Source organism: Paracandidimonas soli (genome assembly GCF_004342005.1).
GTDB lineage: Bacteria > Pseudomonadota > Gammaproteobacteria > Burkholderiales > Burkholderiaceae_B > Paracandidimonas > Paracandidimonas soli.
On sequence record NZ_SMBX01000008.1, the window covers coordinates 106,579 to 129,057 of the forward strand.

The following is a 22,479-nucleotide window of genomic DNA, read 5'->3' on the forward strand; positions in this document are numbered from 1 at the left end:
TTGCGCCGTAACGACGGCGGACTTTACTATCTGCGGATCGCCAGTCTGCCGGTCGGCGCAGCCTTGCCTGCGCGCCGGAACGGAGTCGTCCCCAGCATGCACCGCCTTGGTTTTTTACGCGATCTGCCCGCTTTATCCCTGTGCGGCATGGGGCTTGTGTTCGGCACGCTATTGTTCGCCGCATCGCTGACGCCATCACTGGTGCCGCGCGAACCCTGGATACAAGGGGTGCTGGGCGGTTTCTGCCTGGCATCGGGCTACGGGCTGGGGGTGTTGCTGCGCCACCTGTGGCGCATGCTGGAGTTGCCGTCATTGCAGGGCAGGGGGCGGCGCATCGCCATGGCCGCAACACTGGCGGTCTGCATCGTGATCGCAGTCTTCTCGCTTTGGTGGGCGGCTGACTGGCAGAACCGTTTGCGGGCATTGATGGAAATGCCGCCTGTCGACAGCGCCGGTCCGTGGACCATTGCCGTGCTCGCATTGTCGACTTTTCTGCTGTTGGTGATGGTCGGCAGGCTGGCCGCATGGATATGGCGGCGCTTGTCGCAACGTTTGTCGCGTCATATTTCAGGACCGACTGCGGCAGTGTTGGCCGTGATTGTCACGGCGACATTGTTCTGGACGATAGGCAACGGCGTGCTGGTTCACGGCGCCATGCGCCTGGCTGACCAGACTTACGCCGGCCTGGATGCCCTGATCGAGGACGATATCGAGAAGCCGGCCGCCTGGGACAAGACAGGAGGGCGGGGCTCTTACCTCGACTGGCAACGGCTGGGCCGGCAGGGGCGGCGCATGATCGCCGCGAGCCCCGATGCTGCGCAGATCGAGCGTATGACCCAGCGCCCCGCCCGGGAGCCGCTGCGCGTTTATGTAGGCCTGAATTCCGCCGATACGCCGCAGGAACGCGCGGAACTGGCGTTGCGCGAACTGCAGCGCATCGGCGCGTTTGAGCGCGGCAATCTCGTTATCGCCACACCGACCGGTACAGGCTGGGTGGATCCCGAAAGCCAAGCGGCGCTGGAGTATGTGCTGCATGGCGATGTGGCCACCGTGTCGGTCCAGTACTCCTATCTGTTGAGCTGGCTGACATTGCTGGCCGACCCGGAGTATGGCGCGGAAACGGCGCGTGTCGTGTTTGCCGCGGTGTACGACTACTGGCGCAGTCTGCCCCAGGAGGCGCGTCCGCGTCTTTACCTTCAGGGGCTTAGCCTGGGGGCGCTGAACGGCGACAAGAGCCATGATCTCTATCAGGTTATCGAGGCTCCGTACCATGGCGCGCTCTGGTCGGGGCCGCCGTTCAATACGCCTACGTGGCGTTCCGTGACGGACCGGCGCAATGCCGGATCGCCTGCGTGGCTGCCTGCGTTTGGCGACGGATCCGTTGTCCGCTTCACTGCCCAGGTCAATGCGCTGGACCAGGAGGGCCAGCGATGGGGGCCATACCGCATCGTTTTTCTCCAGTATGCCAGCGATGCGGTGACTTTCTTCGATCCAAAGTCTTTGTGGCGCCGTCCCGATTGGCTCAATGGGCCGCTTGGGCCTGACGTATCGCCCGATATGCGCTGGATTCCCGTGGTCACGTTCCTGCAACTGGCGTTCGACCTGATGCTGGCGGTGGAGCCGCCCAAAGGATACGGCCATGTCTATGCATTTGAGCATTATGTCGATGCCTGGGCCAGCCTGGTTTCGCCTTCGGACTGGACGCAGGCATCGCTGGACGCGCTCAAGCGCAGGGTGGCTGGCGCCAGGGACTGATGCGTCTCGTGCCTGTTGGCGCGTTGCGCCGCGCCGGCACGACGCGTATTGCGGTACATTGTGCGGGCCTTCATTCACTTTCACTGGAGCAACACATGGGTCTTTCTCCTTTTCACCTTGCCATTCCCGTGCACGACCTGCCGGCTGCGCGGCGCTTTTATGGTGAAGTCTTCGGCCTGGAAGAGGGCCGCTCAAGCGAGCAATGGGTGGACTTCAATTTTTACGGTCACCAGCTCGTGATCCATGAACACCCCAGGACGGCCGCGCAGGAGCAGGCGCACACCAATCCCGTGGACGGCCACGACGTGCCTGTGCCGCACTTCGGCATCGTGCTGGAGTGGGGCCAGTGGGAAGCGCTGGCGGATCGGCTCAAGTCCTTCGGCACCAAGTTCGTCATCGAACCTTATGTGCGTTTCAAGGGCCAGGTGGGCGAGCAGGCCACGATGTTCCTGCTGGATCCCTGTGGCAATGCGCTGGAGTTCAAGGCGTTCAAGGACATGGGGCAGCTGTTCGCCAAGTAGGCGAAGAATCGCCTGTAGGTTGAGGCGCGGCATGACGGGCGAGGCTCGTCGTGCCGCGTTTTGCTTTTCAACGAGGCGCGGCGCATCCGCCTGGAAGGCGGATTATGCTGGATTATTCATGTGTTTTATGAAAAATTAATATGAATATTTCCTGAATGGATGTTGTCAAATCGGAGATCAGCCGGTGAAGGCATAAGTTCGAATAAGGAACTCCCATGATCCAGGACAGCCGTTCCAGGCCTCAGCCCCAGCTAACCGTGTTCGACGCCGTGGTCATCATGGTGGGGATGGTGGTGGGAATCGGCATTTTCCGCACGCCGTCCATCGTGGCTTCGAATGTCGGATCGGAGTGGATGTTCATTCTGGCGTGGGTATTCGGCGGCCTGGTGACGCTGGTTGGGGCGTTATGCTATGCCGAGCTTTCGGCGGCCAATCCGCATGCCGGAGGCGAATATCACTTCCTGTCCCGCGCCTATGGCAAGGCCTGCGCCATGCTGTTCGGCTGGGCGCGCTGTACGGTCATCCAGACCGGTGCGATCGCGGCGGTGGCATTCATATTGGGCGACTACCTGTCTCTGCTCGCGCCGCTCGGGCCGTATGGGCCGGCCCTGTACGCGGCGCTGGCCGTGGCCATCCTGACGGCGGTCAACGTCATCGGCACATCCCATGGCAAGAATCTCCAGATCGTCGTGACGCTGATCGAGATCGGCGCGGTCGCAGCCATCATTCTGTTCGGCTTTTTCAACTCGGGCGGATCCGCCGCGCCCGCCGCGCCCGCGATGGCGCCGGAGGGCGCGGCGCTCGGCATGGCCATGATCTTCGTGCTGCTGACCTATGGGGGCTGGAACGAAGCGGCCTATCTGACGGGAGAGTTGAACGATGCCCCGCGCAATATCGCCCGCGTCCTGGTCATGGGGACGCTGATCCTTGTGACGCTGTATGTATTGGCCAACCTGGCCTTGCTGTCCATTCTCGGGCTGGACGGAATCCGAGCATCGGATGCGGTGGCGGCCGACATGATGCGCGCCGTGGCGGGGCCCGCGGGCGAGGTCACCGTGACGCTGGCCATCGTCGTGGCCGCCATTTCCACCTTGAACGCCACCATTTTTACTGGAGCCCGGGTGTTTTATGCCATGGCGAACGACATGACGGTCATGCGCTGGCTTGGCGTGTGGGACGGCCGGGGAAGAACGCCGGCCAATGGGCTTGTCGCGCAGGGGGCGATTGCGCTCGCGCTGATCGGGCTGGGCGCGTTCACCAGGGACGGCTTCAAGGCCATGGTCGACTATACGGCGCCGGTATTCTGGTTTTTCCTGTTGATGGTCGGAGTGTCCCTGTTCGTGCTCAGGCGCCGGCATCCCGATCGCGTCCTGCCGTACCGGGTGCCTTTCTACCCGGTGACGCCCGCTATTTTCTGCCTGATGTGCCTGTACATGTTGTATTCGAGCGTCATGTATACGGGCACCGCCGGCCTGATGGGGCTGGCCGTGCTGGCGGCGGGCACGCCGCTGCTGCTGTTTCGCAAGACGCGCGAGGCCGCTGCTGCGACGACGACGGATTGAACACGCAAGACTTTTCCAATCAATCACCGGGAGAACAAGCATGATGAAAATTCGCAGAACATTGCTCGCGGCAATCACGGCGACGGCACTGCTGGGAAATGCCTGGGCGCAGGAAGCGGCGGTCGGGGCGTTCACGCCCGAAGTCGGCCAGGCGGGCAAGGACGTGGTCTGGGTTCCCACGTCGCAGGCGCTGGTCGATGCGATGCTGGACATGGCCGGGCTGACGGCGCAGGATTATCTGATCGACCTGGGCTCCGGCGACGGGCGTACCGTGATCACGGCTGCCATGCGCGGGGCCAGGGCGCACGGCATCGAGTACAACCCGGACATGGTGGCGCTGTCCAAGCAGGCGGCGGAAGCGGCCGGCGTGTCGGACCGGGCAACGTTCGAAGAAGCCGATATCTTCGAGTCCGATTTTTCCAAGGCCTCGGTCATTTCGTTGTTCCTGCTGCCCAATCTGAATCTGAGGCTGCGTCCCACGCTGCTGGACATGGCGCCGGGCACGAGGGTGGTATCCAACTCGTTCGACATGGGAGACTGGGAGCCGGACGACACGGTGCGGGTCGACGGAGAGGGCTGCACCGGCTATTGCAACGCTTACAAGTGGATCATTCCGGCCAAGGTGGAAGGCAGCTGGAAGATGGAGGACGGCGGCGTGCTTGCCCTGACGCAGGCATTCCAGATGCTGTCGGGCAGCCTGCGCAAGGACGGCGAACCGCAGGAGATCAGCGATGCGAAGCTGAGCGGCGCCGACATCACCTTTACCGTCGGAAAGGATGTCTACACCGGCCGCGTCGATGGGGACTCCATGGGGGGCCGGAACGACAGCGGCAAGGACTGGCGGGCGACGAAACAGCTTTGATTGCGAGGATAGGCCGCCCGGCCGGACAAGGCGTCGTCTCGCCGTCGCCCGTGCGGGGAGTCAGCCCTTGGGCTGGTGCGCGAAACCCGCTTCGAAGGCGGTGCGCAGATAGGCCACGAACAGCCTGACGGCCAGAGGGACATGCGGCGAGTATGGGCGCATCGCATAGATGCGCTCGCCAAAGGTCCCCAGCGTTCGCCATTGCGGGAGGACTTCCACCAGCGCGCCTTCCCGCAGGGCCTGCTGGACGCTGAAATCCGGCGCCAGCGCGATGCCTTCTCCCTGAAGGGCGATATCGCGCAGCACTTCGCTGTTGTTGGCCGCGAACGAGCCCTGGACGGGAACGGTGATGCGTGCAGGCTTCTGCGCTGCGCCCTGCCTGCGCGCGCCGTGCTGCTCGAACGTCCAGGCGGCAGTTCCCCTGGGACGAGGATAATGCAGGCAGCGGTGCTCCGACAGCGCTTCGGGACGGTCCGGTACGCCGTGGCGCTGCAGATAGTCCGGGCTGGCGACCAGGAGCGAGCGCGTTGTGCATAGTTGCCAGGCCACGTGGGTGTCAGGGGGAGCGTCGGTATGACGGATGGCCAGGTCGAATCCTTCCTGCTCCAGCGATACCAGCCTGTCCGACAGATCAAGCTCGATGCGGATATCGGGATGCCGACGCAGAAAGCCCGTCAGGCGCGGAACCAGATGCTGCCGCGAAAAGGCTACGGGCGCGGTTACGCGCAGGGTGCCGCGAGGGTGTTCCGCCAACTCCCGCACCGAGGCGAAGCTGTTGGCGATGGTTTCGAAAGCAAGTTGCGTGTTTTCCGCCAGTTGGCGGCCGGCATCGGTCAGCCGCACGGCGCGGGTCGTGCGCTGCACGAGGGGGATGCCGGCGGCTTTCTCCAGCTCGGCGATCCGCTGGCTGACGGCCGCCTTGCTGATGCCCAGCCTTTGCGCGGTAGCGGTGAAGCTGCCTTGGCGGTCCAGCATGCCCAACGTATGCAGGTGCGTCCACAAGGTTTCTATTTTTTGGATATCCATGCCTTTCATTGTTCATTAATCTGAACAATGAATCAAGCGTCCATGTCTATGCAAGCATGGCGGGCCTACTTAAACTGCAGGCATCGGATCGCGTCGTGAACTTTCCCATGGCGCCTGGAACACGAACCACCATACAGAGCGAGGACACCATGACGACAGCATCGACGGATATCGTCCATTACATCAACGGCCGCCGGGAGAACGGCGCCGGCACGCGCACGCAGCCGGTCTACAACCCGGCCACGGGCAGCGCCATCCGCACATTGCACCTGGCCGCCGAGGATGATGTGAATGCCGCGGTCGCCGCGGCCAAGGCGGCCTTTGCCGCATGGGCGGACACGCCTCCCATCCGCAGGGCGCGCGTCATGTTCCGTTTCCTCGAGCTGATGAACCAGAACAAGGACAGGCTGGCTGAACTGATCACGCAGGAACATGGCAAGGTATTCAGCGATGCCAGGGGCGAGGTAGAGCGCGGCATCGACATCATCGAGTTCGCCTGCGGCGCTCCCCAACTGCTGAAGGGCGACTATACGGAACAGGTCTCCACCGGCATGGACAACTGGACCATGCGCCAGCCGCTGGGCGTGGTGGCCGGCGTGACTCCATTCAACTTCCCGTGCATGGTGCCGTGCTGGATGTTCCCCGTGGCCATCGCCGCAGGCAACTGCTTTGTGCTCAAGCCCAGCGAGCGCGATCCCTCGGCATCGCTGCTCATGGCGGAACTGCTCAAGCAGGCCGGGCTGCCCGACGGCGTCTTCAATGTAGTGCAGGGCGACAAGCTGGCCGTCGATACCCTGCTGGAGCATCCCGATGTGGCGGCGATCAGCTTCGTCGGCTCCACGCCGATCGCGCAGTACATCTACGAGCGCGGCGCGCATTTCGGCAAGCGCGTTCAGGCGCTGGGAGGCGCCAAGAACCACATGGTGGTCATGCCCGATGCCAATCTCGACCAGGCCGTCGATGCGTTGATGGGCGCCGGATACGGCTCGGCCGGCGAACGCTGCATGGCGATTTCGGTGGCGGTGCTGGTGGGAGACGTGGCGGATCGCATCATGCCCAGGCTGGCGGAGCGCGTGCGCGCGCTGAAGATCGGCAATGGCATGGATTCCGCGTCCGAAATGGGGCCGATCGTTGCGCGCGAAGCGCGCGACCGCATCGAAAACTACATCGGCATCGGCGAGTCCGAGGGCGCGACGCTGGTCGTGGATGGCCGCGGCCTGAAGGTGGCGGGACATGAAGAGGGCTTCTTCACGGGCGGCACCCTGTTCGACAATGTGACGCCGCAAATGCGCATCTACCAGGAGGAAGTCTTCGGTCCCGTGCTGGCCTGCGTGCGCGCGGCCGATTTCGCGGAAGCGCTGGACATGATCAACGAGCATGCATTCGGCAATGGCGTGTCCTGCTTCACCAGCGACGGCAACGTGGCCAGGGAGTTCGGCAGGCGTGTGCAGGTAGGTATGGTCGGCATCAACGTGCCCATCCCCGTGCCGATGGCATGGCACGGCTTCGGCGGCTGGAAGAAGAGCCTGTTCGGCGATATGCACGCCTATGGCGAAGAGGGCTTCCGCTTCTATACGAAGCAAAAGTCCATCATGCAGCGCTGGCCGCAGAGCATCGCCAAGGGCGCGGAGTTCTCCATGCCTGTGGCAAAGTAAGCCGGAACGGCTCGTACCAAGGTCCCGCCGCAAGCGCGGGGCAGGCAGGGCGCCCGCCATTGGACGGGCGCCTTTCCTTTTCCGGCGGGGATTGCCTCAAGTCGTCGCCTGGAACGCTTCCATTCCATGCATGCAGTATTGCAGGAAACGGTTCGCCGCCGGCGACAGATTGCGTCCGGCGCGCGTGATCAGCTGCACTTCGGCCTGGTGCAGCGCGGGGCTGTCCACGGGAATGGCGAGCACGCGTCCGTCCGCCAGTTCGGTTGAAACGGCGCAGGGCGGCAGCAAGGTAACGCCCTGTCCGCTGGTGACGAATCCGATGGCCACGCTTATCAGATTGGTCGTCAGCGCCGCGTTCAGGCGGATTTTTTCGATGCGTTCCGCATGATCCAGCAGTTGCCGGATGCCGAAGACGCCGTGCAGCAATGCAAGCGGCCAGGTGTTCAGCTCCTGGAGCGAGGTCTGGCTGGCATGCCGCAGGGGGTGATCGACGCCGATGATGGCGTGCATGGGCTGGGTCACCGAGCCGCGCGAGACGATATGCGCATCGGTAGGGGCATAGTAGACCAGTCCGATTTCCGCTTCGTCCTCGCGCACGCGGCGCACGATCTCGGTCGTGCCGAAAATATCCAGCGACACGGAGATGCCTGGATGCTGCCGGCGGAATTGCCGGATGGGGCCGGCGATCAGTTCCTGGGCAAAACCTTCGCCGCTGACAACGGAAACCGAGCCGCTTTTCAGTCCTCGCAGAGCATCGATCTTGGCGAGCATATCGTGCTGGTGCGCCATGTGCTGCCGGTAGTAGTCGATCAGTATCCGGCCCGCGTGCGTGGCAACCACGCCTTTGCGATGACGTTCCAGCAGCACGGAAGCCAGTTCTTCTTCCAGCAGGCCGACCTGCCGGCTGACCGCGGAGGGTGCGATGCCCAGCTTGTCGGCTGCTGCGCGCACGGAGCCGCAGGCGACGGCTTCGTACAGATAGCGCAGACGCGCGTCATGGAAGGCAAGCATGTGCGATTCCTTGTTCTGATAACAATTCTAGGGTAAACGATTATGTTCTGTTTATTAGAACAAAAATGCGGAAATACGGGTACGGACTCGTTGATATAGTGAACGCGCCGGACTGGTTCTGGACGGTCCGGCTTGTGTTTTTTCATTCATTGTCCATAAGATGCCGCCCCCATGCGGGCGGCTGCATACCAAAGGGGAGAGTCGATGAATACGCGCGCTGCCCAAGCTGGCCGAAGCGGGCTGGGGCCTGGCGCTGCAGGAATTCGGCAACCTGATCGGATGCATCCTGCTGGGCATGCCTGTGGCGCTGTTGCTGGGCATCAAGCGCGAAGCCATCGGCGCGACGTTTTCCATCGGACGCGAGCCGGGGCTTGCCATCGTCGGCGAGCGCTTCGGCATGGACTCGCCGGAAGGCCGCGGTGTTCTGGCCGAATACATTACCGGCACCCTGTTTGGCGCCATCTTCATTTCGATTCTGGCGGGTTTCGTCACCAGCCTGAACATCTTCCACCCCTTGGCGCTGGCTATGGGCGCGGGCATGGGTTCCGGCAGCATGACAGCCGCCGCGGTGGGTGCCATCGCAGCCCAGCAAACGCCCGAAGTCGCCAAGGATGTCGCCGCTTTCGCCGCGGCGGCCAATCTGATCGCCACCACGATCGGCACTTATCTGACGCTGTTCATTTCCCTGCCGCTGGCGGTGCGCGCCTATCGGTTCTTGGAGCCTATCCTGGGACGCAATCGCAAGGGGGAGTCCGTCGTGGAGGAGGCTTCGTCCGGATCGCGGGAAGAAGCGGGGCATGCCGTTGAACTGAACTTTGGCATGCGTATCTTATCGTGGCTGTTCGTGGGGCTGATGGTGCTGATCGGCAACCGGATCGGTTTCGGCACCTCGATGCTCGAAGCGTTGCCCGGTGTGGCTTTGATCATCCTCGCCGTGCTGGTGGGTGACCTGATCTATATGGGAACCAGGCGCAAGCTGCCCGCCGTCTGCTGGATCTCGTTCGTCGCCATGGCCATGACGTTTCCATCGGTGCCGTATGCCGCAGAAGTGGCGGAATTGACGGGCAAAGTCAGCTTCCTGGCGCTGATCACGCCGCTGCTGTCCTTCGCCGGCCTGTCGCTGGCCAAGGACATCCCGGCATTCCGCCGCCTGGGCTGGCGCATCGTCGTGGTGTCGCTGCCTGTTTCCGATATCGTCGAGCAGGTGGTGCTGGGCAAGGACGGGCTGCTGCAGCATGCGCGCGCCGGCCAGATCGTTCTGGATACCTCGACGGCGGATCCGGCCAGCACCGCGCGCATTGCGCAGGCGCTGAAAGGCAGCTCGCTGCGGTTCGTCGACGGCCCGGTCAGCGGCGGCCCCAAGGCGGCGAACAGCGGCTCGATGACCATGCTGCTGGGCGGAGAGGCTGCGGATATCGATGAGCTGGCGCCGGTGCTGGATGCGCTGACCGGCAAGCGGGTGCATGTCGGCCCGGTCGGCGCAGGGCATTCGGCCAAGCTGTTCAACAACCTGCTGTGCGGCATCAATCTGATCGCCGCAGGCGAAGCCATTCGCGTGGCGAAGGCGGCCGGGCTGGATATCGAGCAGATACTCAGCGGCGTGAATGCAGGGTCCGGCCGCAGCGGCGTGACCGAAGTCAATTGCCCGACCTGGATACTGAACGGTGCGTTCAACTCCGGCTTCACCATGAAGCTGATGCGCAAGGATCTGCGTCTGGCGGCCGCCATGATCGCGCAGAGCGGCGCGAATGCGCCGCTGTCGCAAGAGGCCCTGCGCCTGTGGGCGGATTCGGCGGATGCGATCGAGGATGGAGAGGACTTCAACCGCATCGTGGATTACGACGCGCGTTCATGAGCCGCTTCGGCGAGGAAGCTCCCGATTTTAGGCGGGAGTGACTCACTCCTGCTCTGCGCGCCGGGTGGAAAGCGCGCAGCGGGAACGGACAGGACAATAGAAGGAGCAAGACATGAAAGATCGTATCTGGCAGGCTTTTCGCGCGTTTTTCCCTGACGCCCAGGCCATCGGTTCCTATGTGGGCGGGAAACTGCTGTCCGGCCAGGGAGAGGATATCCTGCTGCGCAATGCCGCGACCGGCCAGGAAACCCTGCGTTATGCCGATGCCGGCGCGGCAGTCGCCAAGGCCGCGGTCGAGGCGGCGCGCCAAGGACAGCAGGCCTGGTGGGCGTTGTCGCATGCCGAGCGCGGCCGCGTAATGTATGCCGTGGGCCAGGCGATCCGCGCCCAGGCGGAACCGCTGGCGCAGCTCGAATCGCTGACCAGCGGCAAGCCGATCCGCGATTGCCGGGGCGAGGCGCTGCGCGTGGCGGAAATGTTCGAATACTACGCGGGCTGGACCGACAAGCTGTACGGCGATGTGATTCCCGTACCCAGCGGCCATCTCAACTACACGAGGCGCGAGCCGATCGGCGTGGTGCTGCAGATCACGCCGTGGAACGCGCCGGTGTTCACGGCAGGCTGGCAGATCGCCCCTGCCATCGCCACGGGCAATGGCGTGGTGCTCAAGCCGTCCGAGTTGACGCCGTTCAGCTCATTGGCCCTGGCCGCTATCGCGGAACAGGCGGGCGTGCCTGCAGGCCTGGTCAATGTCCTGGCCGGGCTCGGCCAGACCGCCGCTCCGGCAGCGCTGGAAACAGCGCAGGTCGGCAAGGTGGTGTTCGTCGGTTCGGTGCCGACCGGCGCCCGCGTTGCGGCGCTGTCGGCGGAGCATCTGGTGCCATGCGTGCTGGAGCTGGGCGGCAAGTCGGCCAATATCGTCTTCGACGATGCCGACCTGGATCGCGCCTGCCTTGGCGCGCAGGCGGCCATCTTCTCCGGCGCGGGGCAGAGCTGCGTGTCCGGTTCGCGCCTGCTGGTGCAGCGCAGTGTGCACGATCAACTGGTGGACAAGCTGGTCAACGGTGCGCGCCGGCTGCGTGTGGGCGATCCGCAGGATGTGGCGACCGAAGTCGGTCCGATCTGCAACGAGCGCCAGTTCAATCACGTGAGCAACTGCATAGCCGCGGCACTGAAAGAGGGCGCGACTCTGGCCCTGGGCAGCGCCGAACCCGGCGATACGGGCTACTTCGTGCCGCCGACCGTGCTGACGGGCGTTTCCAACCGCATGGATGTAGCGCAAAATGAAATCTTCGGGCCGGTCGTGGCGGTGATTCCGTTCGATACCGAGCAGGAAGCCGTCGAAATCGCCAACGACAGCCGTTTCGGCCTGGCCGGTGCGGTCTGGACCCGCGATGTCGGCAGGGCGCACCGCGTGGCCGCGCAGGTGCGGGCGGGTACGTTCTGGATCAATGGCTACAAGACCATCAACGTGGCTTCGCCGTTCGGCGGCTATCGCCAGAGCGGCTATGGCCGTTCCAGCGGCCTGGACGCCTTGCGCGAGTACACTCAGGTCAAGAGCGTCTGGGTCGAAACCGCGGCGGAGCCGGCCGCGCCTTTTGGTTATCTTTGAGGAATATTGGAATGAGCGAGACTGTGTGGCCGACACTGACGGACTTGCAGGCCTGGAGGCACGACTTCCACCGCCATCCCGAAACCGCCTTCGAAGAGCATCGCACCAGCGGCATCGTGGCCGAGCTGCTGGAGGGCTGGGGGCTGGAAGTGCACACGGGTTTGGCTGGAACCGGCGTGGTCGGCGTGCTGCGCGGCGCCCGGGGCGATGGCCCGTCCATCGGCCTGCGCGCCGACATGGATGCCCTGCATGTGACCGAGCTGAACGACGTGCCGCACGCCTCGGTCAATACGGGGCGCATGCATGCCTGCGGGCATGACGGCCACACCACCATGCTGCTGGGCGGGGCCAGGGTGCTGGCATCCAATCCCGACTTTGCCGGAACGGTGCATTTCATCTTCCAGCCCGCGGAAGAAAACGAGGGCGGCGCGCGCGCCATGATCGAAGACGGCCTGTTCGAGCGATTTCCCATGCAGGCGGTGTACAGCATGCACAACTGGCCGGGCCTGCCCGTCGGCGCGGCCGCGGTGCATTCAGGCCCTGTCATGGCTGCGTTCGACATATTCAACCTGACGCTGACAGGCAAGGGCTGCCATGCCGCCATGCCGCATCTGGGCAAGGACACCTTGCTGGCGGCCTGCCAACTGGTGACCCAACTGCCGGCGCTGATCAGTCGCGAGCAAGAGGCGCACAAGCCGGCCATCCTGAGCGTGACCAGCTTCAATGCGGGCGATACGTACAACGTAATGCCCGAGCAAGTAAAGCTGCGCGGCACTGTGCGCTGTTTCGACATGGAGCAGCGCAGCCGCATTGAACAGCGCTTCCGCGATGTGATTGAAGCGACCGCGAAACTGCATGGACTGGAAGCCGAGCTGGACTATCGCGTCAGCTATCCCGCCACTATCAATTCGCCGGAACACGCGGAAGTCTGCGCTGAAATCCTGACGGGCCTGTTGGGAGCGGCGAGTGTCAGGCGCGAACTGCCGCCCAGCATGGCGTCGGAAGATTTCTCCTTCATGTCGCAGGCTTGTCCGGGCGTCTACATCTGGATGGGCAACGGCGAGGACAGCGTGTCGCTGCACAATCCCAAGTACGACTTCAACGACAGGGTGCTGCCGCTGGGCGTACGCTATTGGGTGGAATTGACGCTGGGCCTGCTTCGCGACGGGAAGCTGCCGGCGGCGAAGTCTTAGACGATAGGAGTTTCACCACGCGGACTTTCGGGGGCTGCTCCTGCCTTGGAATGAAAATGGCGGCTCTGGAAGGAGACGCCATTTTTTTGTCTATGCCGGTCGCTCGATCAGTGGATGCGCATGCCTGGTTGCGCGCCGGGCCAGGGTTCCAGGACATAGAGGCCGTCGTCCTGCGATTTGTCGGCATGGCTGGCGGACAGCACCATGCCTTCGGATACGCCGAAGCGCATCTTGCGCGGCGCGAGATTCGCCACCAGCACGGTCAGTTTGCCGATCAGGTCCTGCGGCTGGTAGGCCGACTTGATGCCGGAAAACACCTGGCGCAGGCGGCCTTCACCGACGTCGAGCGACAGGCGCAGCAGCTTGTCCGAGCCCTCGACAGCCTGGCAATCTTCGATGCGGGCGATGCGCAGGTCGATCTTGGCGAAATCCTTGATGTCGATGGGTTCGGCGATGGGCTCGCCGCCGGGGATCACTTCGGGAGCGGCGGGCGATTCGAACAGTTCGTCCAGCATCCTGGGCTCCACGCGCTGCATCAGGTGTTTGAAGGGCGCGATGCTGGCCGGAAGCGAGGCGGCATCCTGCCAGCGGTAGGCGGCGTCTCCGAACAGTTCGGCGCTGACGCGCTCCGACAGGGCGGGCAGGATAGGGGTCAGCATGACGGTCAGCGCCTTGAATCCCGCCAGCGCGCGCGAGCAGATGTCCTGCAGCGCCAGGCGCTGGGCCTCGTCCGCGGTCGAAATTCCCTTGGCCAGCACCCAGGGCTGCGCGGCGTCGAACGCCTGGTTGATCTTGTCGGCCTGGGCCATGATCTGGCGGATGGCCTTGCCGAATTCACGGGCTTCGATATCGGAGCGCACCTGTTCGGCCAGATTGGAGAGTTCCTGCGCGAAGGCTGAGGTATCGCCGCTGTAGGCCAGCTTGCCGTCGAAGTGGCGGCTGATGAAATTGGCGGCGCGGCTGGCGATGTTCACGTACTTGCCGATCAGGTCGCTATTGACGCGCGCGATGAAGTCCTCGGGGTTGAAGTCCAGGTCTTCCACGCGCGAATTCAGCTTGGCGGCCAGGTAGTAGCGCATCCATTCGGCGTTCATGCCCAACTCCAGATAGCGCAGCGGCGAAATGCCCGTGCCGCGGCTCTTGGACATTTTCTCTCCGCTGACCGTGATGAAGCCGTGCACGTTCAGCGCGTCCGGAGTCTTCAGGCCGGAGAATTTCAGCATGGCGGGCCAGAACAGGGCATGGAAGTACATGATGTCCTTGCCGATGAAATGCACCTGCTCGGTGTCGCTGGACGGATCGATGAGGGCTTCGAAGTCCAGTCCCTGCTTCCGGCAGTAGGCCTTCAGCGAAGCCAGGTAGCCGACCGGCGCGTCCAGCCATACGTAGAAATACTTGCCCGGCGCATCCGGGATGGGAATGCCGAAATAGGGCTCGTCGCGCGAAATATCCCAGTCGGCCAGATTGGCCTCACAGTCTTCGGCGCCGCTGCCCAGCCATTCGCGCGTCTTTGCCAGGACTTCGGCCTGCAGGCGCTTGGCGCCGGTGCGATTGGCGCCGGTTGTCCATTCCTGCAGGAAGGCGACACAGCGCGGATCGGACAGGCGGAAGAAGAAATGTTCCGAAGTCTTCAGCACCGGCTTGGCCTTGCTCAGCGTGGAGTAGGGCTCGATCAGCTCGGTGGGGCTGTAGACCGCGCTGCAGACCTCGCAGGAATCCCCGTACTGGTCTTTTGCGTGGCAGCGCGGGCATTCGCCCTTGATGTAGCGGTCGGGCAGGAACATTCCCTTGACGGGGTCGTAGAACTGCTCGATGGTGCGCGTGTCGATGAAGCCGGCGCTCTTCAGGCGGCGGTAGATCTCCTGCGACAGCTCGACGTTTTCGCTGGAGTCGGTGCTGTGCCAGTGGTCGAACTTGATATGAAAGCCGTTCAGGTAGAGCGGGCGTTCGCTGGCATAACGCTGGACCAGCGCCTGCGGCGTGATGCCCTCGCTTTCCGCCTTCAGCATGATGGGAGCGCCATGGACGTCGTCCGCGCCCACGAAATGCACGGTGTGCCCGGCCATTCGCATGGAGCGCACCCAGATGTCGGCCTGGATGTATTCCATGATGTGGCCGATGTGGAAGGAACCGTTGGCGTAAGGCAGTGCTGTGGTGACGAAAAGTGTGCGCGACATGGGTGACATACGTTAGGAAAACGGGCGGCGCTGGGCCGGCGAATGTTCGATTTTAGGGCTTTCGACGAGAATGCGCAGGGAAACCGGCGTTGCCCGATCCGGCATGGCGTCGCCGCCGCGAACACGGCGATCGGAAGCGCTCATGCCGGCCTGCGGAAATACCGCAAGCCGGGGAGGGGCGTTTGTAAAGATTGGTTAGGTTTTGTGTGGCGCGCAGGCGGGCGGCGCCGCATGCGGGAGGCGGTGGGTTTAACGCAGCTCGCGCATCTCGATGTCCATGACATCGTTGTTTTTAAATGGATTTTTCTGCATGGGCGCCTTGCGGCGTTGAGCCCAGTAAGCCTTGACACCGAACGGACGGCCCTTGACGCGGGCAACGACATAGAGAATGCCGATTGCAAAGGCGCTGGAAATCATGAAAATGAAGGCCATCGTCATGCCGATGATGGCCAGCACGAAGAATAGGGCGCCGCGCAACAGTTGCTTGAGAGTGTCGATCATTGTGTTATCTGGTCTCCTGAAAGGGAATTACGTAGACAGGGTTTTTGCGAATAAATTCCCTCAATCCGCTATCCTTGAGGTTTTACCCAAGTTTGAAACAGCAACCGATTTCGAGGAAAGAAGGTCAATTGATATGAGCGTGACGACCGAACAAATATTGGCAGCACTGGCGCAAGTGGATGACCCTGTAACGCGCAAAAAACTGGCGGCAACGCCGAAAACCGTGCAAATGACGCTCGACGGCGTCGATCTTACTCTTAATGTAGCGTTGGGATACCCAATAAACAATGGGGTCGACCCTCTCAGGAAACGTATTGAAACGATTTTGTCCCCGCTGGGCGTCACACTGCGGGGGCTGAATTTCGAGCAGCGCATTATTGCGCATGCCGTGCAGCGCGGCCTGAGCCCCATGCCCAACGTGCGCAACATCATTGCCGTGGCTTCCGGCAAGGGTGGCGTGGGCAAGAGCACGACCGCGGTCAATCTGGCGCTGGCGCTGTCGGCCTCGGGAGCGAACGTGGGGCTGCTGGATGCGGATATCTATGGTCCCAGCGTGCCGCTGATGCTGGGTCTGAAGGATCGTCCGAAGAGCCTGGACGGCAAGAGCATGGAGCCGCTGGTGGCGCACGGGCTGCAGGCCAACTCCATCGGTTTTCTGCTGGACGAAGATTCTCCCGCCATCTGGCGCGGCCCCATGGCGACGCAGGCGCTGACGCAATTGATGACGCAGACCAACTGGAACGACCTGGACTACCTCATCGTCGACATGCCCCCGGGAACCGGAGACATCGCCCTGACCATGGCGCAGAAAGTGCCGCTGACGGGCGCCATCATCGTCACCACGCCGCAGGATATGGCGCTGATCGACGCGCGCAAGGGGCTGCGCATGTTCCAGAAAGTGGATGTGCCGGTGCTGGGCATTATCGAGAACATGTCCGTGCATATCTGTTCCAATTGCGGCCATGCCGAGCACATTTTCGGCCAGGACGGCGCCCGCTCCATCGCGCAGGAATATGGGCTGCCCTGGCTGGGAGCCCTGCCGCTGCAGATGTCCATCCGCACGCAGACCGATTCCGGCAATCCAACCGTCGTGGCCGAGCCCGATGGCGCGGCGGCAGGCCTGTATCGCGATGTGGCACGCGAAGTGTCGGCGATTGTGGCAAACTTGCCCCGTGATATGTCGGCGTTGATGCCCAAAGTGGTTGCCCGTAAAACCTGATGATGAAAATCTGGCGTTCCCTGTCTTTCGCATGCTGTCTGCTTGGCTGGAGCCATGGAACGCTGGCCGCGAAGCCCGAGGTCGTCATCGATCCGGGCGGCGTGCCGCCCGAAGCCCTGCAGGCCATCATCGGCGCGGTGGATGCCATCACACGGCTGGCCGAAGACCAGGACGGCGGGGAAGTCTCGCGCCTGCGTCGCCGGGCGCACGAGGCCACCTTGTCCGCGCTGGAGACGCAGGGCTATTTTTCCGCGAAGGTCGAGCTCGAAGCCACGGAAGACGAACTGGGCGAGGCCTGGGACATCTTCATTACGCCGGGCGAACGGGCGACCGTATCCTCCGTGGATATCGCGTTGAACGGGCGCATATCCAGTGAGGAGTTCGCCGACCGGGCCGCGGCCATCAAGGAGCGCTGGCCGCTCAAGCCCGGTGATCTCTTCATCAATTCCGACTGGGGGTCGGCCAAGACGGCGCTGCTGGACGACGTCAGCCGCAAGGACTTCTACTTTGCAAGATACACGCGCACCCAGGCGACGGTCGATGCCGACGAGGCGAAGGCGGATCTGGATCTTGCCGTCGATAGCGGGCCGCGAGTGCGGATGGGGCCTATGCACACGGAAGGGCTCAAGCGGGTGCCGCGCACCTTGATCGAGCGCTATATACGCTACCAGCCGGGCGACCCTTACGACCAGGACAAGCTGGACGATTGGCAGCAGTCGCTGCAATCGACGACGTTCTTCCGCGGCGCATTCGTCACGCTGGACTCCGATCCCGAGAAAAGGACGGAACTCCCCGATGGCGATGTCGAGCTCCCGCTGAACGTCAGTGTGTCCGAAGCGCCGGCCAGGCGGTTCACCACATCGCTGGGCGTCGACAGCGACAACGGCGTGCGCGTGGAGGGGCTGTACCGGCAGAATATCGTGTTCGGCCAGCCGATCTGGACCGAGACCGGCGTGGGGGTCGACAAGGACAGGCAAAGGGCTTTTTTTGATGTGCACCTGCCGCCGACCAGCAACGGCTCCAAGGACAGCGTCGGCGTCCTGTTCAATCGTTCCGACGTCGAAGGGCTGGATTCCACGCGCTATGCGCTGGGCTGGAAGCGCCGGCAGGAGCGCAAGGGCGCGGGCGACAGCCGCGTCGAATATGAAACGCAGTGGGGCCTGACGGCGGCATACGACCGCATCCGCATCCAGGGCGCCGACAACTACAATGTGCCCACGCTGATCGGCACCTGGCAGTGGCTGCGGCGCGATGTGGACGCCAAGTACGATCCGAGGGAAGGCAACCTGATCGACTTCGGCATCGGCCTGGGCGTGACCATGGACAAGGGTGAAACCTTCCAGCGCACCAACCTGCGCCTGCAGCAATGGTGGCCCATCGGCCGCAGGCACGTGCTCACGCTGCGCGGCGAAGTGGCCAAGGTATGGGCCGGCACCGATCGCGTGCCGCAGGATTTCGGCTATCGCACGGGCGGGGCCCGCACCATCCGGGGCTATAAATACCAGTCCATCGGATTGAGCAAGGGCGACGCCACCATCGGCGCCCCGGCCATGGCCCTGGTCAGCGCTGAATACATGCACTATTTCACCGATATGCTGGGCATGGCCGTGTTCGTCGACGCGGGCGATGCCGCCGAATCCTTCGGAGACATGAGCTGGGCCCTGGGCTACGGGGTGGGCGCCAGGGTGCGCACGCCCGCCGGTCCATTCCATGTGGACGTCGCGTACGGACAGCGGGACCGCAAGCTGCGCCTGCACTTTTCTCTGGGTATCGCATTTTGAAGACCTTCGCACGTTGGTTGTCGCGCATTCTGATCTGGGCGGGGCCTTTGCTGGTCCTGTCGATCGTGATCGTGGGCGGCTTCCTGGCGTGGGCGCTGGGAACGCAGCAAGGTACGCGCTGGACGCTGGGGACGGCGGCGCACTACATGGACGGGCAGGCGGAAGGAGTGCGGGGCTCGATCCTGGGCGGCGTGCATGTCGAGGACTTCGCCATTCGCCTGCCGGAACTCTCGGTGGAAATCGAAGACTTCCACTTGCAGGCGGACTGGCGCCAGTTGCTGGAGCGGCGCCTGCATGTCAAGGATCTTTCCGCCGGAAGGATCGCCGTCGGCCTGAAGTCCTCGGACGAGCCCGCATCCGAAGAGCCTGCGGAAATTCCGGCGATCCCCGTGCAGATCCTGCTGGATCGCCTGGCGCTTGGCCGGCTCGAAGTCACGATCGACGGGGAAGCGCTGCCCGTCGGCGTATCCCGCCTGGAGACGTCGCTGGCTGTTACCGGAGAAACGGGGCAACTGGTGCTGCGCAGCCTGGACGTGGCGCATGATCTGGCGGATGTCAGCCTGTCGGGCGACTTGCGTCTGGCGGAATTGCGCAAGCCCTGGCCCGCCAGGGCCTATCTCGATGCGGCCATCCAGGGCAAGGGGCCGGACTCGCCGCTGTGCCTGCCCGCCTTCGTGCCGGGCAGTGCGCCGGCAAATGCGGCAAGCGGCAATAATGGCAGTGAAAAGGCCAATGGCGAGGAAGGCAAGGACGGGGATGCTTCGTCCGACGCTGCAGGAATGCCGCCGTGCGCGGCCAATTTGCAGTTGAAAGCGGACGGCAGCCTGGATTCCATGGCAGTGACGCTGACGGGCAGCGGCCAGGGCTTGAAGCTGCTGGCCAATGCCAGCCTGCTGCCCCAGGCTGCGTTTCCGCTGAGAAAGGCCGATGTCGACCTGGAACTGGGAGATGGTTCGGGCGTCCAGGGCGAGCTGACCTGGAATGAGGCGCAGTCGCCCGGCGCCGCGGATCGCGTGACGGGCACCTTGTCCACCCGGAAGCTGAACGTCGGCCATATGGCGGCCGGCGCCATACCGGACGCCTTGCTGACGCTGGACGGCGCTTTCGACATCGGAGTCCACGACATGCAGCGGCTGGAAAATGCCGAAGTGTCGCTGGCATTCGCCGAGGATTCGCGCTGGAACGGACAGGCGCTGTCCGGCAAGCTGAAGCTGGCTCTGGAACAGGTGGTGGGCGCCGGCAATGCGGCCGCCGCGGCGCAGGCAGACGCGGGACGGGATGCGGCTCCCGTGGATGCCGGGGCAGCCGGGAAGCCCGCTGCCGAGACGGCGGTTTCCGGTGGCGTGGCCTCGGGGGAAGCTGCCGCCGACAAGGCGGCTTCCGATGCCTCCGCGCCCATCGTGCCTGCGATGCTGTCCGAATGGCGGCTGCCGGTCGTTTCCGCCGATCTTCGCATCGGGCGCAGCCGCTTCGTGCTGGACGGCGCGCTGGGCGATGCGAAGGACAGGATCAAGCTGGATGCGGCGGCACCTTCGCTCGACGCATTGTGGCCCGGGCTGCCCGGCGGCTTCAAGGCCAGCGGTGAGCTTGGCGGGAGCGTCGCCCAGCATGCGGCGGACCTGCAGGTGGAATACACCATGCCCGACGGCAAGCCGGATGTTCCGGGATCGGCCCCGGTGCAGGCCGTTCTGGCGCTCGATGGCGGCTGGGGGCGCGGCCCGGGCGGCGAGGCGGAAGGCTGGCGCGGGCGGATCACGCGGCTGAGGGCGGACCATGCGGGCTTTCGCGTGGCGTCCGAAGGCGAGACGCCGGTGTCCTATGTGCCTGGCGCACAGGACGTGGAGTGGCGGATCGGCGAGGCCCGGCTTCAGGTATGGCAGCGAGAGGATCATCTGCTCACGCTGCGCAGCCGGCAGGCGCAGGGAGGCCATGGGCACTGGGAAACCAGCGGGGAAGTCGCGCAATTGCGCATCACCGATGCCCGTATCGAACGCCTGCGCGAGACGTTGGCGGTCATGCAGCCGGAAAAGGCCAAGGCGGACCGCGGCGGCGTGACCGTGCGGTCGGCGGCGCGCAAGCAGGAAAACGACATCACGCTCGACATCGACTGGAACCTGAAGTTTTCCGATGCGCTCGAAGGCGTCGCAAGCGTCCGCCGCACGGCGGGCGATCTGGTGATTCCGGCGGATACGCCCGTGCCGATGGGCCTGCGGACGCTGGGCATGAACATCAAGGCGAATCGTGTATCTGCCGGCGTCAGCCGGCTGCTGGCCGAGGGGCAGGTGCAGACGGCGGACAAGGGCAGCCTGGAGGTGGATGGGTCGTTCCTGCTGCGCTCTGCGGGCGGCTGGCGCATAGATCCAGCCGATGGCAATGTGGTGCAGGCGCGCGCCGTGGTGGCCGACCTGGGGTGGATCAGCATCTTCACCGGCGACGCCGTCGAGCTGGGCGGCAAGATCAGCGCGGACGTCAAGGCGCAAAGCCGCAAGGATGGCAGTTGGGGGACCGGTGGCAATGTATCCGGAGAAGGCTTGCGCATCGTCAGCCTGGATCAGGGCGTGCGCCTGCTCGACGGCACGCTGCGGGCGCATTTCGACAATGATCGCGTCGTGCTGGACAGCTTGCGCTTCCCGGCGCAGCTGCGCGTGGAGCCGAAGGAATGGCGCACCAGGGAGTGGGTCTACAACAATCCGGATGCCAAGGACGGCAGCCTGACGCTCAGCGGCGAATGGAACCTCGCGCAGTCGCGGGGAGTCGTGGACGTCGCGCTGCGCCGTTACCCCATACTGCAGCGCTCGGACCGCTATGCCATGATTTCGGGAGACATCAAGGTCGATGCGCAATTGCCGGCGTTGGCCGTCACGGGTAGCGTGACCGCCGATGCGGGTTGGATCGACCTGGATATCGTCGGCGGCGTGCCGTCGGTCGATGGCGATGTGGTGGTGGTCAGGGGAGGGGAAGCTCCCAAGGAGGTTTCGGCGCCGATGGATGTGTCCCTGGATCTGACCGTGGATCTGGGACCGCGCTTCTACCTGACGGGCTACGGTGTCAACTCCGGCCTGATCGGGCAGATGCGCTTGGTCATGAAGGCGGGCAAGCTGACGGCGCATGGCGCGCTGAACACGCGCGGGGGCGCCATAGAAACCTACGGGCAGCGCCTGCAGCTCAGGCGCGGCACCATCACGTTCCAGGGCGACATCACCAGTCCGGTACTCGACATCGAGGCGTTGCGGACCGGGGCGGCGGTGCAGGCCGGCGTCCGCGTGGCGGGTACGGCAAGGCGGCCTCGCATCGACCTGGTGTCCTATCCGGAAGTGGCGGAAGTCGAGAAACTGTCGTGGCTGCTGCTGGGACGCGGTCCGGACGAGTCCGGCGGCGACGCGGCGCTGCTATTCTCGGTGGGAACCTCCTTCCTCAGCGGCGGAGAGCCTTTCTACCGGCGTTTCGGGATAGACGAGGTCAGCATGCGCTCGGGTGAGCTGGGGGCCGTGGGCAGCATTCTTCCTGCGGAAAGCGTGGTGCGTTCGCTGGATTCCGGCACCAGCGAGATCGAGCGCAAGTTCATGGTGGTGAGCAAGACGCTCAGCAGCGGATTCACGGTCAGCCTGGAGCAGGCCCTGTCCGATACCGGCACGGTAGGCCGGGTCAGCTATCGGCTGGCGCGCGGGCTGACGGCGCAGGCCAGCGCGGGCACAGTGAGCGGGCTGGCGCTGGTCTATCGCTATTTTTCTAGGGATTGAGGCGATATT

At 64.0% G+C, this 22,479-nt stretch carries 15 protein-coding genes and 2 pseudogenes; 12 read left to right on the forward strand and 5 right to left on the reverse strand.

Annotated features, from left to right (window positions below; translation table 11 throughout):
* The 4 genes from EV686_RS14630 (at position 1) to EV686_RS14645 (ending at position 4,700) form a co-directional block, all read left to right on the forward strand.
* A complete protein-coding gene (locus EV686_RS14630; RefSeq protein ID WP_243650901.1) occupies positions 1 to 1,755 on the forward strand; it encodes an alpha/beta hydrolase in 1,755 nt (584 codons plus the stop codon).
* A 95-nt stretch (positions 1,756 to 1,850) separates the two neighbouring features.
* Positions 1,851 to 2,276 carry a VOC family protein gene (locus EV686_RS14635; protein WP_132477700.1) on the forward strand — a complete coding sequence of 142 codons (426 nt, stop codon included), beginning with the start codon at positions 1,851 to 1,853 and terminating at the stop codon, positions 2,274 to 2,276.
* A 215-nt stretch (positions 2,277 to 2,491) separates the two neighbouring features.
* A complete protein-coding gene (locus tag EV686_RS14640) occupies positions 2,492 to 3,838 on the forward strand; it encodes an APC family permease (RefSeq protein WP_132477701.1) in 1,347 nt (448 codons plus the stop codon).
* A gap of 40 nt (positions 3,839 to 3,878) precedes the next feature.
* Positions 3,879 to 4,700 (forward strand): class I SAM-dependent methyltransferase, encoded by an 822-nt coding sequence (locus tag EV686_RS14645; RefSeq protein WP_132477702.1) that lies wholly within the window; start codon positions 3,879 to 3,881, stop codon positions 4,698 to 4,700.
* Between the two features lie 60 nt (positions 4,701 to 4,760).
* On the opposite strand, the gene EV686_RS14650 is transcribed toward EV686_RS14645, so the two are convergent.
* Positions 4,761 to 5,726, reverse strand: a complete 966-nt coding sequence (locus EV686_RS14650; protein WP_132477703.1) for a LysR family transcriptional regulator — start codon at positions 5,724 to 5,726, stop codon at positions 4,761 to 4,763.
* Between the two features lie 149 nt (positions 5,727 to 5,875).
* Here EV686_RS14650 and EV686_RS14655 point away from each other — a divergent pair, with 149 nt between their 5' ends.
* Positions 5,876 to 7,381: a CoA-acylating methylmalonate-semialdehyde dehydrogenase gene (locus EV686_RS14655; RefSeq protein WP_132477744.1), complete on the forward strand. Its 1,506-nt coding sequence runs from the start codon at positions 5,876 to 5,878 to the stop codon at positions 7,379 to 7,381.
* Positions 7,382 to 7,477: 96 nt separating this feature from the next.
* Here the strand turns inward: EV686_RS14655 and EV686_RS14660 are convergent, their stop codons facing one another.
* Positions 7,478 to 8,392, reverse strand: coding sequence for a LysR family transcriptional regulator (locus EV686_RS14660; RefSeq protein ID WP_132477704.1), 915 nt, complete (start codon positions 8,390 to 8,392; stop codon positions 7,478 to 7,480).
* A gap of 214 nt (positions 8,393 to 8,606) precedes the next feature.
* Between EV686_RS14660 and EV686_RS18880 the strand changes: the two are divergent.
* The 4 genes and pseudogenes from EV686_RS18880 to EV686_RS14675 form a co-directional block, all read left to right on the forward strand.
* A pseudogene (locus EV686_RS18880) lies at positions 8,607 to 9,851 on the forward strand (DUF3100 domain-containing protein); the annotation flags it as partial.
* 30 nt (positions 9,852 to 9,881) lie between these two features.
* Positions 9,882 to 10,247: pseudogene (locus tag EV686_RS19005) on the forward strand (NAD-binding protein); the annotation flags it as partial.
* A gap of 112 nt (positions 10,248 to 10,359) precedes the next feature.
* Positions 10,360 to 11,859 carry an aldehyde dehydrogenase family protein gene (locus EV686_RS14670; protein ID WP_132477705.1) on the forward strand — a complete coding sequence of 500 codons (1,500 nt, stop codon included), beginning with the start codon at positions 10,360 to 10,362 and terminating at the stop codon, positions 11,857 to 11,859.
* Between the two features lie 11 nt (positions 11,860 to 11,870).
* Complete coding sequence (locus EV686_RS14675) at positions 11,871 to 13,052, forward strand: M20 aminoacylase family protein (protein WP_132477706.1); 1,182 nt, start codon at positions 11,871 to 11,873, stop codon at positions 13,050 to 13,052.
* A gap of 107 nt (positions 13,053 to 13,159) precedes the next feature.
* On the opposite strand, the gene metG is transcribed toward EV686_RS14675, so the two are convergent.
* The 3 genes from metG to EV686_RS14685 form a co-directional block, all read right to left on the reverse strand.
* Positions 13,160 to 15,229 carry a methionine--tRNA ligase gene (metG, locus tag EV686_RS14680; protein ID WP_132477707.1) on the reverse strand — a complete coding sequence of 690 codons (2,070 nt, stop codon included), beginning with the start codon at positions 15,227 to 15,229 and terminating at the stop codon, positions 13,160 to 13,162.
* Positions 15,230 to 15,241: 12 nt separating this feature from the next.
* A complete protein-coding gene (locus EV686_RS19010) occupies positions 15,242 to 15,373 on the reverse strand; it encodes a hypothetical protein (protein WP_279389480.1) in 132 nt (43 codons plus the stop codon).
* Between the two features lie 105 nt (positions 15,374 to 15,478).
* The gene (locus EV686_RS14685; protein ID WP_243650902.1) at positions 15,479 to 15,730 is read right to left on the reverse strand and encodes a hypothetical protein; all 252 of its coding nucleotides are present in this window, start codon (positions 15,728 to 15,730) and stop codon (positions 15,479 to 15,481) included.
* Positions 15,731 to 15,863: 133 nt separating this feature from the next.
* On the opposite strand from EV686_RS14685, the gene apbC reads away from it, so the two are divergent.
* From apbC to EV686_RS14700, 3 genes are read left to right on the forward strand one after another with little or no spacing between them, the layout of a single operon-like run.
* Positions 15,864 to 16,949, forward strand: a complete 1,086-nt coding sequence (gene apbC / locus EV686_RS14690) for an iron-sulfur cluster carrier protein ApbC (RefSeq protein WP_132477708.1) — start codon at positions 15,864 to 15,866, stop codon at positions 16,947 to 16,949.
* Between the two features lie 2 nt (positions 16,950 to 16,951).
* Positions 16,952 to 18,730 (forward strand): autotransporter assembly complex protein TamA, encoded by a 1,779-nt coding sequence (locus EV686_RS14695; RefSeq protein ID WP_132477746.1) that lies wholly within the window; start codon positions 16,952 to 16,954, stop codon positions 18,728 to 18,730.
* Positions 18,727 to 22,470 carry a translocation/assembly module TamB domain-containing protein gene (locus EV686_RS14700; protein WP_132477709.1) on the forward strand — a complete coding sequence of 1,248 codons (3,744 nt, stop codon included), beginning with the start codon at positions 18,727 to 18,729 and terminating at the stop codon, positions 22,468 to 22,470. Before EV686_RS14695 ends, EV686_RS14700 begins: the two co-directional genes overlap by 4 nt.
* Positions 22,471 to 22,479: the final 9 nt, after the last annotated feature.

Coding starts and splice junctions, on each gene's coding strand:
- EV686_RS14635 (WP_132477700.1), top strand. CDS start 1,851: ATGGGTCTTTCTCCTTTTCACCTTGCCATTCCCGTGCACGACCTGCCG.
- EV686_RS14640 (WP_132477701.1), top strand. CDS start 2,492: ATGATCCAGGACAGCCGTTCCAGGCCTCAGCCCCAGCTAACCGTGTTC.
- EV686_RS14645 (WP_132477702.1), top strand. CDS start 3,879: ATGATGAAAATTCGCAGAACATTGCTCGCGGCAATCACGGCGACGGCA.
- EV686_RS14650 (WP_132477703.1), bottom strand. CDS start 5,726: ATGGATATCCAAAAAATAGAAACCTTGTGGACGCACCTGCATACGTTG.
- EV686_RS14655 (WP_132477744.1), top strand. CDS start 5,876: ATGACGACAGCATCGACGGATATCGTCCATTACATCAACGGCCGCCGG.
- EV686_RS14660 (WP_132477704.1), bottom strand. CDS start 8,392: ATGCTTGCCTTCCATGACGCGCGTCTGCGCTATCTGTACGAAGCCGTC.
- EV686_RS14670 (WP_132477705.1), top strand. CDS start 10,360: ATGAAAGATCGTATCTGGCAGGCTTTTCGCGCGTTTTTCCCTGACGCC.
- EV686_RS14675 (WP_132477706.1), top strand. CDS start 11,871: ATGAGCGAGACTGTGTGGCCGACACTGACGGACTTGCAGGCCTGGAGG.
- metG (WP_132477707.1), bottom strand. CDS start 15,229: ATGTCGCGCACACTTTTCGTCACCACAGCACTGCCTTACGCCAACGGT.
- EV686_RS19010 (WP_279389480.1), bottom strand. CDS start 15,373: ATGAGCGCTTCCGATCGCCGTGTTCGCGGCGGCGACGCCATGCCGGAT.
- EV686_RS14685 (WP_243650902.1), bottom strand. CDS start 15,730: ATGATCGACACTCTCAAGCAACTGTTGCGCGGCGCCCTATTCTTCGTG.
- apbC (WP_132477708.1), top strand. CDS start 15,864: ATGAGCGTGACGACCGAACAAATATTGGCAGCACTGGCGCAAGTGGAT.
- EV686_RS14695 (WP_132477746.1), top strand. CDS start 16,952: ATGAAAATCTGGCGTTCCCTGTCTTTCGCATGCTGTCTGCTTGGCTGG.